Here is a 16,393-nt window from a genome sequence, read left to right on the forward strand (position 1 = left end):
TCATGAAATTCGCAGTACTCGTATTTCCTGGTTCTAACTGTGATATCGACTGCTATAAAGCGGTGGAAGATACGATTGGTGAGCCTGTCGATTACGTCTGGCATACAGCAACTGATCTCTCGGCTTACGATTGTATTCTCGTACCTGGTGGCTTCTCTTATGGTGATTATCTCCGGTGTGGTGCCATTTCACGTTTTGCTCCAGTCATGGCGGAGGTAGCGAAAGCAGCCGAAGAAGGTAAATATATCCTAGGTATCTGCAACGGATTCCAAATTCTTACTGAAGCAGGTCTACTGCCAGGAACCTTGCGTCGCAATATGTCGCTGAAGTTCCGTTGTCACGATACGGTGCTACGGGTTGAGAACAATCAGAACCCGTTCACAACAGGATATCTTCCTGGACAAGAGATCAAGATTCCGATTGCCCATGGTGAAGGCAACTATTATTGTGATGAAGCTACGCATGCAAAACTGAAAGAAAATAATCAAATTATTTTCAGATATGTAGGTAATCCAAATGGTTCATTAGATGATATCGCTGGAATTTCCAATGAACGTGGTAATGTGGTTGGCATGATGCCACATCCTGAGCGTGCGGTTGACAGTCTACTTGGGTCTGAAGATGGCAAATTGATGTTTACTTCGATATTAAAGGCTTGGAGGGATCGGCATGAGTCAGCAAGTGTCCGCTAAGGAACCAACTGCAGAGCAAATTGCAGAGCAGCAAATATATAAGCAGATGGGTGTTTCGGATCATGAGTATGAGCTGATCTGCGGCTTTCTCGGTCGGAAACCAAATTACACAGAAATTGGTGTGTTCAGCGTTATGTGGTCTGAGCACTGTGCATATAAGAACTCCAAACCACTACTCAAGCGTTTTCCGGTCACTGGTCCAAGAGTCCTAATGGGACCTGGTGAAGGTGCGGGTATTGTTGATATTGGTGATAACCAAGCGGTTGTATTCAAAATCGAGAGCCATAACCATCCTTCCGCAGTAGAGCCTTATCAAGGTGCGGCAACGGGTGTTGGCGGGATTATCCGCGATATTTTCTCCATGGGAGCAAGACCAGTCGCTGTACTTAATTCTTTGCGTTTCGGTAAGCTGGAGAGCCAGCGCGTCAAATACTTGTTCGAGCACGTTGTATCAGGGATCGCTGGATATGGTAACTGTATCGGTATTCCGACGGTAGGCGGCGAAGTTGTATTTGATGATGCTTATGATGGTAATCCATTGGTTAATGCGATGTGCGTAGGCCTGATTGATCATGACAAAATTCAACGTGGTGTCGCTAAAGGTGTAGGTAACCCGGTATTTTATGTTGGACCTCCAACGGGTCGGGATGGTATTCACGGAGCAACCTTTGCTTCGGAAGAACTGACTGAAGAATCGGAAGCTAGACGCACAGCTGTACAAGTAGGCGATCCATTTATGGAGAAACTGGTTATGGAATCATGTCTAGAATTGATTGACTCCGGGATCGTGCTAGGTATTCAGGATATGGGTGCTGCGGGTCTTACTTGTTCCAGTGCGGAGATGGCGAGTAAGGCAGGAAATGGTCTGGAGTTGTATTTGGATCAAGTACCACAACGTGAAGACGGAATGACGGCTTACGAAATGATGCTCTCCGAATCACAAGAGCGGATGTTGTTCGTTGTAGAACCTAAGGATGAGGCGCAAGCAAGGGAGATCTTCGAACGTTGGGGCGTTATTTGCGCCAAAGTGGGTAAGGTTACTGACGATGGCATGTTGAAGCTATTCCACCATGGTGAATTGGTTGGTGATATGCCGGTAACAGCGCTCGTTGACGAATGTCCGATTTATGACAAGCCTTCGGCTGTACCAGCTTATTACGAAGAGAACGCTAACGTGGATACGCTTCGTTATGAAGAAGTTACAGATTTGAATGAGGCGCTGGATAAAGTGTTATCTTCTCCAACGGTCTCAAGTAAAGCGTGGGTATATAACCAATACGATTATATGGTTCGAACTAGTACAGCGGTTCGCCCAGGTTCTGACGCGGCTGTCGTAACGATTCGAGGAACACGTAAGGCGCTTGCGATGACAACCGACTGTAACGGACGGTTTGTATATCTTGATCCTGAAGTTGGTGGACGGATCGCAGTTAGTGAAGCAGCACGTAATATCGTGTGCTCTGGCGCTGAGCCACTTGCGATTACAGATAACTTGAATTTTGGTAACCCGGAGAAACCGGATATTTTCTGGCAAATGGAAAAATCGGTGGACGGCATGGCAGAAGCTTGCCGTGAGCTAGATACACCTGTCATTGGTGGTAATGTCAGTCTTTATAATGAAAATACAAAAGGTGCAATCTATCCGACACCAGTCGTTGGTATGGTGGGGTTGATTCACGATACGGATCATATTACGACACAAGGCTTCAAGTCCGAAGGGGATGCTATCTTATTGCTTGGTGATACGCTTGCTGAACTTGGGGGCAGTGAATTCCAAGCGGTTGTACACGGTGTAACGGAAGGACGTCCGCCACAGCTTGACTTAAGCACAGAGAAAAAATTGCTGGATACCGTACTCGCTTCTATTCAGCAAGGCCTGGTTCGCTCGGCTCATGACTTGTCCGAGGGTGGTCTTGCCGTAGCACTTGCAGAGTCGTGTATTAGTGGTGGACTCGGAGCAACGGTTGTTTTTGAATCTAATCTTCGTTCGGATATTGCGTTGTTTAGCGAAACGCAATCTCGTATCTTGTTGTCGGCTTCACCTGACAAGGCGGCTGAATTGGAACAGTTCATCGCATCGCGTGGCGTACCTGTGAAGAATATCGGTAAAGTTGAAGGTCAGAACCTTGAGATTACCTTGGGAGGTAATTCTGTTCTGAGCAGACCGGTTGAAGGATTGAAGCAGGTCTGGGAGGATGTCATTCCATGTCTGATGAAATAATCATGCCAATGTGGACAGGAGATTATTACAACGAAGGCACGGGAAAAGACAGTATATTTGATAAATTGAAGGAAGAGTGTGGGGTATTCGGAGTGTTTGGTCACTCCGAAGCGGCTTCCTTATCCTACTACGGGCTGCATGCATTACAGCACCGGGGGGAAGAAAGTGCAGGCATCTGTGTATCCGATGGTAAAGAATTTAATTACCATCGTGGAATGGGGCTTGTAAAAGAAGTATTTGACCGGGACAAATTACTCTCTTTGAGAGGTGATCGTTCCATTGGACATGTCCGTTATTCGACGAGCGGTGATAGTCGATTGGCGAATGCTCAACCGCTTATCTTCAAGTACCGTGACGGTGATCTCGCGGTGGCGACAAATGGGAATATCGTGAACGCACCAAAGATAAGACAAGAACTGGAAATGAGTGGCTCGATCTTCCAGACGACAAGCGATACGGAAGTCATAGCGCATCTAATCGCCCGCTCATCTAAAGATTTCGTCGAAGCAGCCAAGGATGCTTTGGGTCAACTTGTTGGCGGTTTTGCTTTCCTGTTGCTCACGAATGATAAATTGATCGTTGCTAGTGATCCCCATGGTCTGCGTCCATTAACAATGGGACGTCTCGGGGATGCATATTTGTTCTCCTCAGAGACATGCGCATTTGAGGTTGTTGGTGCGGAGATGATCCGTGATATTCAGCCAGGTGAAATGCTAGTATTGGATCAAAATGGCTTACGTGAAGAACGTTTTGCTGAACCTCAGCGCAAGGCATTATGTGCAATGGAGTATATTTACTTCTCTCGTCCGGATAGTGACTTGAATGGTTCTAATCTTCATTCCTCCCGCAAACGGATGGGGAAGATTATGGCTCAAGAATCGTTTGTGGATGCTGATGTAGTAACCGGGGTGCCGGATTCCAGTATTTCTGCGGCAATTGGTTACGCTGAGCAGACAGGCATTCCTTATGAGCTGGGTCTAATAAAGAATAAATACACGGGCCGTACTTTCATTCAACCGAGTCAAGAGTTGCGCGAGCAAGGTGTGAAAATGAAGCTAAGCGCGGTTCGCCGTGTGGTCGAAGGAAAGCGTGTTGTCATGATCGACGATTCCATCGTCCGGGGGACGACTTCTCGCCGTATCGTCAATTTATTGCGTGAGGTTGGTGCGACAGAAGTACACGTGCGGATCACTTCACCACCATTTAAGAACCCTTGCTTCTACGGGATTGATACACCTGACAGGGGAGAGTTGATCGCTTCTTATAAGACGATTGAAGAAATATGCCTAGAGATCAATGCAGACTCCTTGCAATTCTTAAGTCCTGAAGGCTTGATTCAAGCCGTTGGCGGCGATAGTAGAAGTGAGTATAAGGGTGGACTGTGTATGGCTTGTTTCGATAATGACTATCCTACACGGACTGATTTTGATGGAGAAGAGAAATTCGGCTGTAACTGTTAGTCAGCTTGGTAGTTCATTAGTTCATGGGATGAAGAAATTAACCTTAAGGAGAGTGTCCTTACGTGTCTGAAGCATATAAAAATGCCGGGGTGGATATTGCGGCGGGTAATGAAGCGGTAGAACGGATGAAAAGTCACGTGAAGCGGACGTTACGTCCAGAAGTGATGACCGATTTAGGCGGCTTCGGCGCTTTGTTCGGATTGAATAAGGATAAATATGAGGAGCCTGTGCTTGTATCGGGAACCGATGGTGTAGGTACGAAGCTTAAAATTGCATTCGCAATGGATAAACATGATACCATCGGTATCGATGCTGTGGCCATGTGCGTGAATGACATTGTTGTACAGGGAGCCGAGCCACTCTTTTTCCTCGATTATCTAGCTTGCGACAAAGTGGTACCTGCCAAGATTGAAGCGATCGTATCCGGTATTGCGGATGGTTGTTCCGAGTCGGGTTGTGCTCTGATCGGCGGAGAGACGGCTGAAATGCCGGGAATGTATGCCGAGGGTGAATACGATATCGCAGGATTTACCGTAGGTGTCGTAGATAAGAGTAAAATCGTGAATGGTAGCACCATCGCTGCTGGAGATACGGTAATCGGACTTGCTGCAAGCGGCGTTCATAGTAACGGCTTCTCGCTTGTACGTAAGACTCTATTAGAGCAGGCTGGTTATGATTTGCATGATAAGTTGCCTGAGTTGGGTGGCGAGGTACTGGGTGAAGTACTGTTAACACCAACTAAATTGTATGTGAAGCCAGTATTGGCCCTACTAGAGAAGGTAAAAGTAAAAGGTATGGCGCATATTACTGGTGGTGGTTTTATCGAAAATATTCCGCGTGCTCTGCCGGAAGGCGTAAATGTGGAGATTGAATATGGCTCATGGCCAATTCTACCGATATTCTCGCTATTGCAGGAGAAGGGTAACGTTAGCAATCGTGATATGTTCACCACATTTAATATGGGGATTGGAATGGTCATTGTTGTTGCTGAAGCTGAAGCCGAATCTGCGTTAAATGCACTGCAAGCTGCCGGTGAAAACCCTTATGTTATTGGCCGGGTTACCGAAGGGGTTCGTGAAGTAACCTTTACGGGGGTTGAAGTGTAATGACGTCTCCATACCGGATTGCTGTTTTTGCTTCCGGCCAGGGAAGTAATTTTCAGAGTCTTGTGGATTCTGCTCATAACGGCAGGTTAGGGGCGGAAATCGCCCTGCTTGTCTGCAACAAACCGCAGGCCCCTGTGGTGGAACGTGCACGTAAAGCGGGGATTGATTGCTTTCTGTTTGAACCGAAAGCCTACGCTTCTAGGGGAGACTACGAAAGGGAGATTGCGGCGGAACTTGCCGAAAGAGGAATTGATCTGATTGTACTTGCTGGGTATATGCTGCTGCTTACACCCGTGCTAGTAGATCTGTATGCAGGTCGAATGATCAACATTCACCCTTCATTGTTGCCGTCTTTTCCAGGGATCAACGCAATAGGTCAGGCTTTAAATTATGGCGTCAAAGTAACGGGAGTAACGGTTCATTTGGTCGATGGTGGGATGGATAGCGGTGCTGTAATCGCTCAGCAAGTTGTTCACATCGACGATGATGACAATATTCACTCTCTTGAAGACAAAATTCATAGAGCAGAGCAAGAGTTATACCCTAGGGTTGTGTCATGGTTCGCCAATGGCTGTGTTCATGTAGAAGGTCGAAGAATTACAGTAAAGCACGACTAGAGTGTACGGCTGTTGTACTCTTTGCTAATTTGCTTACGTATACAGTGTCGAGTGATGATTGCGAAAGTAGTATTATTCGGAAAATACAGGACGTGCTTTCGATATTTCCCGAGAAATATCGGGGGATTGATGTAACTTGTCGCTATGTATTGTAATGACCATTTGCCATAAATAAAGGAGGAACCAATTCGTGAGTATCAAAAGAGCGCTAGTAAGTGTATCAGATAAAACAGGTATCGTGGATTTTTGCCGTGAGCTGTCGCAATTGGGTGTAGAAATCATTTCGACAGGAGGAACGAAAAATCTCTTGGCGAAGGAAGGGGTACCGGTAATCGGTATTTCGGACGTAACAGGATTTCCAGAAATCCTGGATGGTCGTGTTAAGACGCTTCATCCGGCTGTGCATAGTGGATTGTTAGCGGTACGTGACAGTGCGGAGCACCAGGCGCAAATGAAGGAGCTTGGTCTTGATTATATCGATCTCGTCGTTGTTAATCTGTATCCATTCCAAGAGACGATTGCGAAGCCTGATGTAGCTTATGAGGATGCTATCGAGAACATTGATATCGGTGGACCAACGATGCTACGTTCCGCTGCGAAGAATCATGCCTTTGTCAGTGTCGTTGTAGATTCTGACGATTATAGCACCGTTATCGAAGAAATCCGCGGTGCGGGTGATACGACCCTTGAGACGCGTAAACGGCTTGCGGCCAAAGTTTTCCGCCATACGGCGGCTTACGATGCTTTGATCTCTGATTATTTAAGCAATGTGAACGGCGACCCACTTCCTGAGCGCTTCACCGTTACTTACGAGAAACTACAAGATCTTCGTTATGGTGAGAATCCACATCAAAAGGCGGCCTTCTATCGCAAACCGCTTGCGGGTGCAGATACCATAACAACAGCAGAACAATTGCACGGTAAAGAGTTGTCCTATAACAACATTAATGATGCTAATGCGGCGCTGCAAATTGTTAAGGAATTTGAAGAGCCGGCCGTAGTAGCAGTGAAACATATGAATCCTTGCGGTGTGGGTGTAGGCAAGAGCATTTATGAAGCCTATGAAAAAGCATACCAAGCTGATCCCGTCTCCATTTTCGGTGGCATCATTGCGGCTAACCGCATCATTGACGAAGATACAGCGAATCAGCTGAAGGATATTTTCCTTGAGATCATTCTTGCGCCAGGCTTTACACAGGAAGCACTGGATATCCTAACGAAAAAGAAAAATATCCGTTTGCTCAAACTTGGCGGTTTGGAGCTTGGTGGCGATCGCAAGAGTCAATATGTTGTTACTTCGATCGACGGTGGTATGGTCATTCAAGAGAGTGATACGCATTCGGTTACAGAATCCGATCTGAAGGTTGTGACTGACCGCAAACCAACAGAGGAAGAACTGAAGCAATTACTCTTTGGTTGGAAAGTTGTTAAGCATGTGAAGTCTAATGCGATTGTATTGGCTAAAGATGATATGACAATCGGTGTAGGCGCGGGTCAAATGAACCGAGTTGGATCGGCTAAAATTGCGATCGAACAAGCTGGCGACAAGGTACAAGGAAGTGCACTCGCCTCGGATGCGTACTTCCCGATGGGAGATACAGTAGAAGTAGCAGCAAAAGCTGGCGTAACAGCCATTATCCAACCAGGGGGATCGATTAGAGATGAAGAATCGATTCAAATGGCGAATAAGTATGGCATTGCGATGGTATTTACAGGCATAAGACATTTCAAACACTAAGTTAAAACCGGCTAATAGGGCGGCAGGACCGTTAATAAGTAAGGTGAAAGGGACACGGCTTCGATTGTGTCTCATTCATCAATCTTGCGAAGGTCCTGCCGTTTCTTGCTGGGAAGCCAAGGGGGAGACTATGGATATTTTAGTAATCGGTGGCGGAGGCCGCGAGCATGCGATTTGCTGGGCATTAGCCAAGAGCCCACAAGCTGGAGTCATATATTGTGCGCCAGGTAATGCCGGAATTGGTCAGATTGCAGAGATTGTTCCAATTCAGGTGAATGAATTCGACCGTTTGACAGCTTTTGCGCAGGAGAAGCAAGTGGGACTTGTTGTTGTTGGTCCTGACGATCCATTGGTAGATGGCATCGTAGATGCTTTTGAAGCGAAGAATATTCCGGTTTTTGGACCGCGTAAGAATGCGGCGTATATCGAAGGTAGCAAGACATTTATGAAGGATTTACTGAAGAAATATGATATTCCGACAGCAGCTTACGAGAAGTTTGATAATTATGAAGCGGCGCTGAAATATTTACAAAGTCAATCTCTGCCGATTGTTATTAAAGCAGATGGATTGGCTGCTGGTAAGGGTGTTACGGTAGCATTTAGCTCGGATCAAGCTGAAACTGCCCTGAAAGATATCATGATCAATAAGGTGTTTGGTGAATCAGGCACTCAAGTGGTTATTGAGGAATTCCTAGCTGGTCAAGAAATGTCCATTCTCGCATTTGTGGATGGAGAGACGGTTCGACCCATGGCAGCTGCTCAGGATCACAAACAAGTGTATGACAATGATCAAGGTCCGAATACGGGTGGCATGGGGACTTATTCTCCGCTTCCTCACATTGCGGATAGCATTATAGAAGAAGCCATTGAGACGATTATCAAGCCAACAGCCAAAGCTATGGTCGCAGAAGGGCGTCATTTCCGCGGTATTCTGTTTGCAGGACTGATGATTTCTCCGGATGGGAAGCCGAAGACGATTGAATTTAATGCCCGTTTTGGTGACCCTGAGACTCAAGTGGTTCTACCACGTTTAAAGAGTGACTTGCTGGAGATTTTCTTGGCTGCTGTTAACGGTACGTTGGATCAGGTTGAAATTGAGTGGAGTGACGAAGCCGCTGTATGCGTGGTGCTCGCTTCGGGTGGATATCCTGCATCCTATCCAAAAGGATTGCCGATTTCAGGACTGAATGAGGCCAAGGCAAAAGATGCACTAGTCTTCCACGCCGGTACAGCTAAAAATGTCGATGGTGAATGGATCACGAATGGTGGTCGTGTCCTTGGTATTGTGGGATTAGGACAAGATATTGGTGCTGCGCGTGCTAATGCTTATGCAATAGCAGAGGGCATCACATTCGATGGCAAGCACAATCGTAGAGATATTGCCGCTAAAGCGTTAATCTAACCATCGTTTGTCAAGATGACTTGATGGTACCACGTCCTTCATCTAACAGGAAAATCTCCAGTTAATTTATCGAATTTCATCACTATTGCCTCTAGAGGATAGAATTATAGGGAGAATTTCCAGTTAAGTTTCCCTTGGTGCTATACAAGGTGCAATTAACAGGAGGATTTCCCATTATGTGATCCTTAACATTGAGCTAGTTATACGACGTTACACTCAGTGAAGAAACTGGAAGTAGAACGAATTGTCTTCCCAAGGATAACAGAGGTTCTTTTGACGTATGTTAAGGGAGTGTTCTCACCATTTTCTGAATTTGGGAGGTATTATGTGATGAGTAAAAAAGATAAGGAAATGTCTCCAATCTCCCGTGAAATAGTGGATGTCGAGGGTATATATACCGATGAAGCAGGTCACGAGGAACATTTACACAGGGGAGAGGAGTTCCCTGCTGATATGATGCTCGGAACAACGGAATGGGAACTGACGGAGCTGGTGTACGATAATCATCATCAAGGCAACACCGACAAACGGCTTGTTTCCAAGGAAGACTAGAATATTCAGGGCGTCTGCCACGTCAAGGTTGTATAACTTTGATGGGGGGACGCCCTGAATTGTTTTCACATGGAATATAACTTTATTCGCTTAATTTATACGTTAATATCCATTATAATAGGGAGTACAGTGTTATTTTTGGTTTAGATTAAGTAGTGTTTATAATTACGAATATCAATTTTCAGGGGGAAAAGACGTGCCAGTATCAGCGGGGATTCACCATATTACCGCATTTGTCAACGACTTACAGTCGACTGTCGATTTTTATGCGGGTGTTCTCGGACTAAGGCTCGTTAAGCAGAGTGTTAATTTCGATGCTCCGGACGTACATCATTTGTATTTCGGTAACGAGTCGGGAAGTCCAGGCACGATTATCAGCTTTTTCCCACAGGAAGATGCTAGGCAAGGGATGCTTGGTGGTGGACAGGTTGGTATTACGGTATATGCTGTCCCTAAGGGTAGCCTGCTATTTTGGCGAAAAAGACTTACATATTTCCAAATCGAAGTGATGGAAACGACTCGTTTTGATGAGAAGTATATTACGTTTACCGACAATTCTGGACTAATTATTGAATTAGTAGAGCGGGAGCAAGGACCTAATAGCTGGTGGTCATTTAGTTCAGTTCCCGTTGAGTTCGCCATTAAGGGGTTTGCAGGGGCACTTCTTTTTAGTGCTAATAGTAAAAGTACGGAGCGGGTGCTTGTAGATTTACTTGGACTTAGCAGGGTAGCTGAAGAGGAAGGATTGGTTCGCTTTCGTTCCGGCGGTGAGCTTGGTAATGTGATTGATTTGAATGTGGAGAACATCCCGGTTGGCGAGGGTGGTGCGGGAACAGTACATCATATGGCATGGCGTGCAAGCGATCAAGGTGAATTGGAAGAATGGAGTTCACGTATCGAGAGAAGCAATATGCAATCTGGTAGAATTGTAGACCGTCAATATTTCAAGGCTGTGTATTTCCGTGAGCCTGGGGGTATTCTTTTTCAGATAGCAACAGACCTTCCGGGTTTTGAGTGCGACCAGAGAATAGAAGATTTGGGTGGAAGACTTGATCTGCCGGAATTTCTAGAATCGCAGCGTGCTACCATTGAGAAACGGTTGAAGCCTTTTGTAGTGAGGGCACTGGATTAGGACAGTACATGAAGTGAAAATGACGAAGCCATGGAATCGAGGAGAATGAGAATGGGCGAGGAAGAACGACAAACGGTGGGAATGGAAGATATCGTAAGAGCGCATCACGTGCTTAAAGAGGTTGTAAAACGCACCCCACTGCAATTGGATGCAACGTTATCAGCGAGATATGATTGTAAAGTGTATCTAAAGCGTGAAGACCTACAGATTGTACGTTCCTTTAAAATTAGAGGAGCCTATAATATGATTCGTAATCTATGTCCAGAAGATATGGAGAAGGGAATCGTGTGTGCAAGTGCGGGCAATCACGCACAAGGCGTGGCTTATTCTTGCAATGCACTTGGCATTCAAGGGCAAATCTACATGCCGAGCACGACGCCGAATCAAAAGGTTAAGCAAGTGAAACGTTTTGGTGGTTCGCATGTGGATATCATTCTAACTGGCGACACTTATGATGATGCTTATGCAGAAGCTATGAAGGCATGCAGTGAAGGTGGAAAGACCTTTATTCATCCATTTGACGATGCCAAAATCGTAGCCGGAAACGGAACGATCGGGATGGAGATTATGGAGAGTCTTGATGCACCTGCTGATTATATATTTGTTACGATTGGTGGCGGTGGACTAGTATCTGGTGTCGGCACCTATATCAAGACCGTGAGTCCAACCACGAAGGTAATTGGGGTGGAGCCTTCCGGAGCGGCATCGATGACAGAAGCCATGAAGCAAGGACAAGTAGTCCCACTCGAGGCGATAGATAAGTTTGTTGACGGTGCGGCCGTGAAACGGGTTGGTCAGCTAAACTACGAGATTTGTGCCAAGGTACTGGATGATATTATTCAAGTGCCGGAAGGTAAAGCTTGTACGACCATTCTTGAGCTATATAACGATAGTGCTATCGTGGTTGAACCAGCTGGAGCTTTGCCTGTGTCTGCACTAGATATGTACCGGGATCAAATCCGTGGAAAAACGGTTGTATGCGTAATAAGTGGCGGGAATAATGATATCGATCGGATGCAGGAGATGAAGGAGCGTTCGCTCATCTATGAAGGATTGAAGCATTATTTTGTTGTTAACTTCCCGCAACGTAGTGGCGCTCTTCGTGAATTTCTGGAGCAAGTACTTGGTCCAAACGATGACATTGCACGGTTCGAGTATACGAAGAAACACAATAAGGAGAACGGGCCAGCGTTAGTTGGCATCGAGCTGAGTGACAAAGATGATTATAAGAGCTTAATCAAAAGAATGGATAAAAGTGGTATCGAATATACAGAGCTGAATCGTGATCTAAATTTATTTAATTTATTGATCTGAGTGTAGAAGAATTCAAATACAAAGTTTGGCAATATATTAAGGTGCTCCTCAGTTACTGAGAGAGCATCTTTTTGTTATGCTCAGTGCTGTCTTTTCGCTCACCTAATTTACGTAATAAGTGTACAAAGTACAATTATTTGAGTTCTATTTGGGGCTATGGCCCATTTAGTTGCACAATCTTCACTTAAATTCCACAATGTTGATCCAAATTGCCTCAAATTAGAAATTTAGGTGTACATTATGCAGCTATTTTATCTGAATGATCAATGTACCACAAAATAAGTGTACTTTCTGCAACTACGCGATAGGAGGGGCTTCCCTTTCACTTCACTCTCCCTTCACATATGCTGTAAAAACCAACTTAGGTACCCTAAAAGTATTATTTTCCAAAAAAACCTTTACAATATTATATTACTAGTGTACTATTCAACTATAACACTAATACAAAAGAGGTGGCATTATGAACGGACCTAACCAAGAAACTCATCCGGTTGTTCTTTCTGTAAATAAAGTAACGAAGAAAATTGGACAGAAGAAGATCGTTGATAGCCTATCGTTTGATATACGAAAAGGGGAAGTCGTTGGTTTGCTTGGCCCGAATGGTGCAGGTAAAACAACTACGATTCGTATGATCGTTGGCCTGATCGGTATGACAGAAGGAGACGTACTTGTTAGAGGGAAAAGTATTCGAAATGATTTTGCCGGTGCAATCGCTCATATTGGCGGAATTATTGAGAATCCAGAGTTCTATCCTTATATGTCTGGATATGACAATCTGAAGCAATATCAACGAATGACGAAGGGGATAACGGAAGAACGGATCAAGACGGTGACGAAATTGGTCGGTTTGCAAGATGCGATGAATAAGAAAGTAAAGGCCTATTCGCTTGGTATGCGTCAACGTCTTGGTATCGCACAAGCGCTACTGCATGAGCCATCGATCTTGATTCTGGATGAACCCACGAACGGGTTAGATCCTGCGGGTATCCGTGAAATGCGCGATTACTTGAAGCAAATCGCCAGTGAAGAGGGAATTTCCATTCTAGTCTCCAGCCATCTCTTGTCGGAAATAGAGCAGATGTGTAGCCGAGTTGTCGTCATACAGGAAGGTAAGTTGGTTACGGTTAGATCACTAGGTATGACTCCTAATGTGGAAGAAAAGGTGAACATCACGTTCCGCGTAGATGACGCTCAGCAGGCGAAAGAAAGGCTGGAACGTATGGAAGAGATTACGATACTTGATTGTGCTCCTGAATTGAAGCAAGTTAGTGTGTCTGTTCGTGATAGCTATATTCCGCGTGTTGTGAGCGCGTTAGGTGCTGAAGGGATTGCGATTTACCGGATTCAAGAGAATCGTGAGTCGCTGGAAGATGAGTTCTTGAAATGGACGGGAGGAAACCGCATTGCGTAGTTTCGGAAATTTAGTTATTAACGAATGGTTGAAGTTGTCCAAGAAGCGGAGTTTCTTTATCCCCTATGCGGTCTTGATCGCTTTTATCGCATTGTTCGGCTATCTGGCTACAGCATTTGAGTCGTCAGGGGGATTTGTATCTACTGTAGAGTTCGTACAAAGTGTTATGTCCAAGAGTGGTATGGGACAGTTTATCGTCTTTCTTGGCATTATATGCACAGCAGGGATCGTCACCAAAGAATATAGTCTTGGAACGATCAAGCTGCTACTGATTCGATCCCAGAGCAGAAATAGGATTCTTGCCTCAAAGTATGTAACGGCAGTGTTGTATACTGTATCTCTCTTTCTTTGTTCAGCAATTGTTGCTTTCATTACCGGAGGAATTGCCTTTGGCTTCAATGGATCATCTGAAATGGGCTGGAATGATGTTTTTATGACAGTTCTCTATACTCTAGTCTACACACTCGTGTATGTAACGATTACATTTATGGTTGGTGTATTGACAAAATCGACAGGGGCGACGATTGGGATCGGCATGTTCCTAGTATTGCTAGAGGGTCTGGTTACGATGTTGCTGTCTAAGTATGCAATAGTTAAATATTTGATTTTTACAAATGCCGACTTGTCGGTATATAGCCAAGGTGGTGCACCTTTTAAAGGCATGACGCTAAATTTCTCGCTTATTGTGGTTGCTGTGTATATGGTATTATTTCTTGGAACTAGCTTTGTTACGTTTAAAAAACGGGATGTCGCATAGAGCCATGCTCTGAGTCAGGCATCACGGCGGAAAGGAGCATATCACATTGTGAGTATGGAATTCGATAATAACTTACCGATTTATTTGCAGATTATGAATAGAATCAAGAGAGAGATTGTTACCGGTAAATTAAAGGCTGGAGATAAAATCCCCTCCGTTCGTGAGCTCGCAGTAGAATTGCAAATTAATCCAAACACGATTCAACGAACGTTTCAGGAATTGGAACGAGAGGATGTCGTGGAGACGAGACGCGGATTAGGAAGATATGTGACAAGTGAGGAATCGAAAATTATGACCATAAAAAAAGAAATGGCAGGAGATCTACTGGAAAGCTTTATTCATGGCATGCAGGAACTCGGTTTTTCCAATAAGGACATTGCGGCCATTGTTGTTGAAGCAGTAGAAGAAGAGAGCAAAGACTGATCATTGCTTCGCCACACAAAATGATAAGGAGAATGGAAATGGAACAAAGCTTATTGCAGTTTCAAGGAATTTCTAAATCCTATAGCTCCAAAAAGGCGCTGCGCGACGTTACTTTTGGTATTGGGGCAGGTAAAATCGTTGGATTACTCGGAACGAATGGAAGCGGAAAAACAACGTTAATGAAAATTGCTGCCGGTTTGAATCATCCTTCAGAAGGCAGCGTTACTGTGGCAGGTTTACCCGTAGGACTTAACACAAAGTCCATTGTATCCTTCATGCCGGATCGTCCGCTTACAGAATCATGGATGAAAGTGAAGGATGCGATCGGTTTCTATCAAGACTTTTACCAAGATTTTGATGGGAACAAAGCGAAGCGTATGCTTGATTTCATGAATTTAAGTATCAATGATCGGATTAGTTCATTATCCAAAGGGATGAATGAGCGGTTACAGCTTACACTTGCTCTTTCTCGTAACGCCAAGCTGTATTTGCTCGATGAGCCAATAGGTGGTGTTGATCCTGTAGCGCGGACAAAAATTCTCGATGCCATCGTAGAGTTTTATAGCGAAGATAGCAGTCTGGTAATCTCTACCCATCTTGTACGTGATATTGAACGGATCTTTGATGAAGTTATCTTTATTCAGAATGGTGAAATTGTTTTGCAGGATGAAGTTGAGAATATTCGTATCAAGCACGGCAAGAGTGTAGATGACATGTTCAAAGAGGTGTTTGCAGAATGATGAAGCTGCTGAAATATGACTTAAAACGTAATGCCGCTACTTTCCTCAGTGTGGGTACCATATTAATCCTACTTCAATTGATTGTGTCGATTGTCGGCAATGTCAGAGGGTGGGGTCAAGTTGCTATACTAGTCTTATCTTTAGTATTGTATTCCTTCGCGGCAACACTTAGCGTCATTCTAGTCACAATAACATATAGGCATAATATTAAAGCTTATAGCCGGAGACTATTGCCGAAACGGCCCATTGATACAGTCTTGTCGGTTCTGGTTCTAGGGTGGATCACAGGCATTGTACTTCTTGCGATTGCGTTACTGCATGGAGTTATTTATAACTCATTCGTAGGCATTGTGAGTGCTGATGAGATTGCTAATATATTTAATTCATTCTCGGATATCTTAACCGTGCTGTTTCAATTGTTCTGGACTTATACCTTCCTCTTCGTAACGATTATATTATCGAGTACGATTAGTGCATCAATAAAAGGAAAGCTTGGGCGATGGATCGGGATTATTAGTTTCTTTGCCGTTCAAAGCGGCCTTGCCTGGGTAGAGATGAAATTACTGAATGTTTCCGAAAATGGAATGGGCTTGGTTATATCGCGAGGAACGGAAGTTAAGATATCGAATGTAGCTGATGGTGGTCAGCTTACGTTTGATCGCAGTCTACTTTCAATTGAATGGAGCTCCGTTGCAATCGAGTTGGTTTTTATCGCGCTTATCTTATATGCAACAGTACTTTTGTTGAATCGTGCAGAACAGGTATGAGTACAAACTCATTATTAATTAGTGCAGCGATTTAAGTAAAATAAGGAGTTAATATGATTAT

General features: G+C 44.7%; 15 protein-coding genes. All 15 read left to right on the plus strand.

Annotation, left to right across the window (positions count from 1 at the left end):
* The first annotated feature begins 2 nt into the window (after positions 1–2).
* Positions 3–692: a phosphoribosylformylglycinamidine synthase subunit PurQ gene (gene purQ / locus IEW05_RS00520; RefSeq protein WP_188534783.1), complete on the plus strand. Its 690-nt coding sequence runs from the start codon at positions 3–5 to the stop codon at positions 690–692.
* On the plus strand, positions 670–2,913 hold the full coding sequence (gene purL / locus IEW05_RS00525) for a phosphoribosylformylglycinamidine synthase subunit PurL (protein ID WP_188534785.1): 2,244 nt from the start codon (positions 670–672) through the stop codon (positions 2,911–2,913). The genes purQ and purL overlap by 23 nt, the downstream gene beginning before the upstream one ends.
* Positions 2,898–4,373, plus strand: coding sequence for an amidophosphoribosyltransferase (gene purF, locus IEW05_RS00530; RefSeq protein ID WP_188534787.1), 1,476 nt, complete (start codon positions 2,898–2,900; stop codon positions 4,371–4,373). The genes purL and purF overlap by 16 nt, the downstream gene beginning before the upstream one ends.
* Positions 4,374–4,435: 62 nt before the next feature.
* On the plus strand, positions 4,436–5,479 hold the full coding sequence (gene purM, locus IEW05_RS00535; RefSeq protein WP_188534789.1) for a phosphoribosylformylglycinamidine cyclo-ligase: 1,044 nt from the start codon (positions 4,436–4,438) through the stop codon (positions 5,477–5,479).
* Complete coding sequence (purN, locus tag IEW05_RS00540) at positions 5,479–6,096, plus strand: phosphoribosylglycinamide formyltransferase (RefSeq protein WP_188534791.1); 618 nt, start codon at positions 5,479–5,481, stop codon at positions 6,094–6,096. The genes purM and purN overlap by 1 nt, the downstream gene beginning before the upstream one ends.
* A gap of 190 nt (positions 6,097–6,286) precedes the next feature.
* Positions 6,287–7,834, plus strand: coding sequence for a bifunctional phosphoribosylaminoimidazolecarboxamide formyltransferase/IMP cyclohydrolase (purH, locus tag IEW05_RS00545; protein ID WP_188534793.1), 1,548 nt, complete (start codon positions 6,287–6,289; stop codon positions 7,832–7,834).
* Positions 7,835–7,964: 130 nt separating this feature from the next.
* A complete protein-coding gene (gene purD, locus IEW05_RS00550) occupies positions 7,965–9,236 on the plus strand; it encodes a phosphoribosylamine--glycine ligase (protein ID WP_188534795.1) in 1,272 nt (423 codons plus the stop codon).
* A gap of 330 nt (positions 9,237–9,566) precedes the next feature.
* Positions 9,567–9,788 carry a transposase gene (locus IEW05_RS00555; protein WP_188534797.1) on the plus strand — a complete coding sequence of 74 codons (222 nt, stop codon included), beginning with the start codon at positions 9,567–9,569 and terminating at the stop codon, positions 9,786–9,788.
* A 196-nt stretch (positions 9,789–9,984) separates the two neighbouring features.
* Positions 9,985–10,920 carry a VOC family protein gene (locus tag IEW05_RS00560; protein WP_188534799.1) on the plus strand — a complete coding sequence of 312 codons (936 nt, stop codon included), beginning with the start codon at positions 9,985–9,987 and terminating at the stop codon, positions 10,918–10,920.
* A 51-nt stretch (positions 10,921–10,971) separates the two neighbouring features.
* Positions 10,972–12,234: a threonine ammonia-lyase IlvA gene (ilvA, locus tag IEW05_RS00565; RefSeq protein WP_188534801.1), complete on the plus strand. Its 1,263-nt coding sequence runs from the start codon at positions 10,972–10,974 to the stop codon at positions 12,232–12,234.
* Between the two features lie 460 nt (positions 12,235–12,694).
* Positions 12,695–13,645, plus strand: coding sequence for an ABC transporter ATP-binding protein (locus tag IEW05_RS00570; RefSeq protein ID WP_188534803.1), 951 nt, complete (start codon positions 12,695–12,697; stop codon positions 13,643–13,645).
* Entirely contained in the window at positions 13,638–14,402 is a 765-nt protein-coding gene (locus IEW05_RS00575) for an ABC transporter permease (RefSeq protein WP_188534805.1), read from the plus strand. The genes IEW05_RS00570 and IEW05_RS00575 overlap by 8 nt, the downstream gene beginning before the upstream one ends.
* Before the next feature lie 48 nt (positions 14,403–14,450).
* Positions 14,451–14,825, plus strand: coding sequence for a GntR family transcriptional regulator (locus tag IEW05_RS00580; RefSeq protein WP_188534807.1), 375 nt, complete (start codon positions 14,451–14,453; stop codon positions 14,823–14,825).
* Positions 14,826–14,863: 38 nt separating this feature from the next.
* Positions 14,864–15,565, plus strand: a complete 702-nt coding sequence (locus tag IEW05_RS00585) for an ABC transporter ATP-binding protein (protein WP_188534809.1) — start codon at positions 14,864–14,866, stop codon at positions 15,563–15,565.
* Positions 15,562–16,332: a hypothetical protein gene (locus IEW05_RS00590; RefSeq protein ID WP_188534812.1), complete on the plus strand. Its 771-nt coding sequence runs from the start codon at positions 15,562–15,564 to the stop codon at positions 16,330–16,332. Before IEW05_RS00585 ends, IEW05_RS00590 begins: the two co-directional genes overlap by 4 nt.
* The last annotated feature ends 61 nt before the right edge of the window (positions 16,333–16,393 follow it).

The sequence above is a fragment of the Paenibacillus segetis genome, assembly GCF_014639155.1.
Taxonomy (GTDB): domain Bacteria; phylum Bacillota; class Bacilli; order Paenibacillales; family Paenibacillaceae; genus Fontibacillus; species Fontibacillus segetis.

What these genes read in the sequence shown, in the direction of transcription:
- IEW05_RS00590 (WP_188534812.1), top strand. Translation starts at nt 15,562, where the DNA reads ATGATGAAGCTGCTGAAATATGACTTAAAACGTAATGCCGCTACTTTC.
- IEW05_RS00585 (WP_188534809.1), top strand. Translation starts at nt 14,864, where the DNA reads ATGGAACAAAGCTTATTGCAGTTTCAAGGAATTTCTAAATCCTATAGC.
- IEW05_RS00555 (WP_188534797.1), top strand. Translation starts at nt 9,567, where the DNA reads ATGAGTAAAAAAGATAAGGAAATGTCTCCAATCTCCCGTGAAATAGTG.
- purQ (WP_188534783.1), top strand. Translation starts at nt 3, where the DNA reads ATGAAATTCGCAGTACTCGTATTTCCTGGTTCTAACTGTGATATCGAC.
- purN (WP_188534791.1), top strand. Translation starts at nt 5,479, where the DNA reads ATGACGTCTCCATACCGGATTGCTGTTTTTGCTTCCGGCCAGGGAAGT.
- IEW05_RS00570 (WP_188534803.1), top strand. Translation starts at nt 12,695, where the DNA reads ATGAACGGACCTAACCAAGAAACTCATCCGGTTGTTCTTTCTGTAAAT.
- purF (WP_188534787.1), top strand. Translation starts at nt 2,898, where the DNA reads ATGTCTGATGAAATAATCATGCCAATGTGGACAGGAGATTATTACAAC.
- purD (WP_188534795.1), top strand. Translation starts at nt 7,965, where the DNA reads ATGGATATTTTAGTAATCGGTGGCGGAGGCCGCGAGCATGCGATTTGC.
- purL (WP_188534785.1), top strand. Translation starts at nt 670, where the DNA reads ATGAGTCAGCAAGTGTCCGCTAAGGAACCAACTGCAGAGCAAATTGCA.
- ilvA (WP_188534801.1), top strand. Translation starts at nt 10,972, where the DNA reads ATGGGCGAGGAAGAACGACAAACGGTGGGAATGGAAGATATCGTAAGA.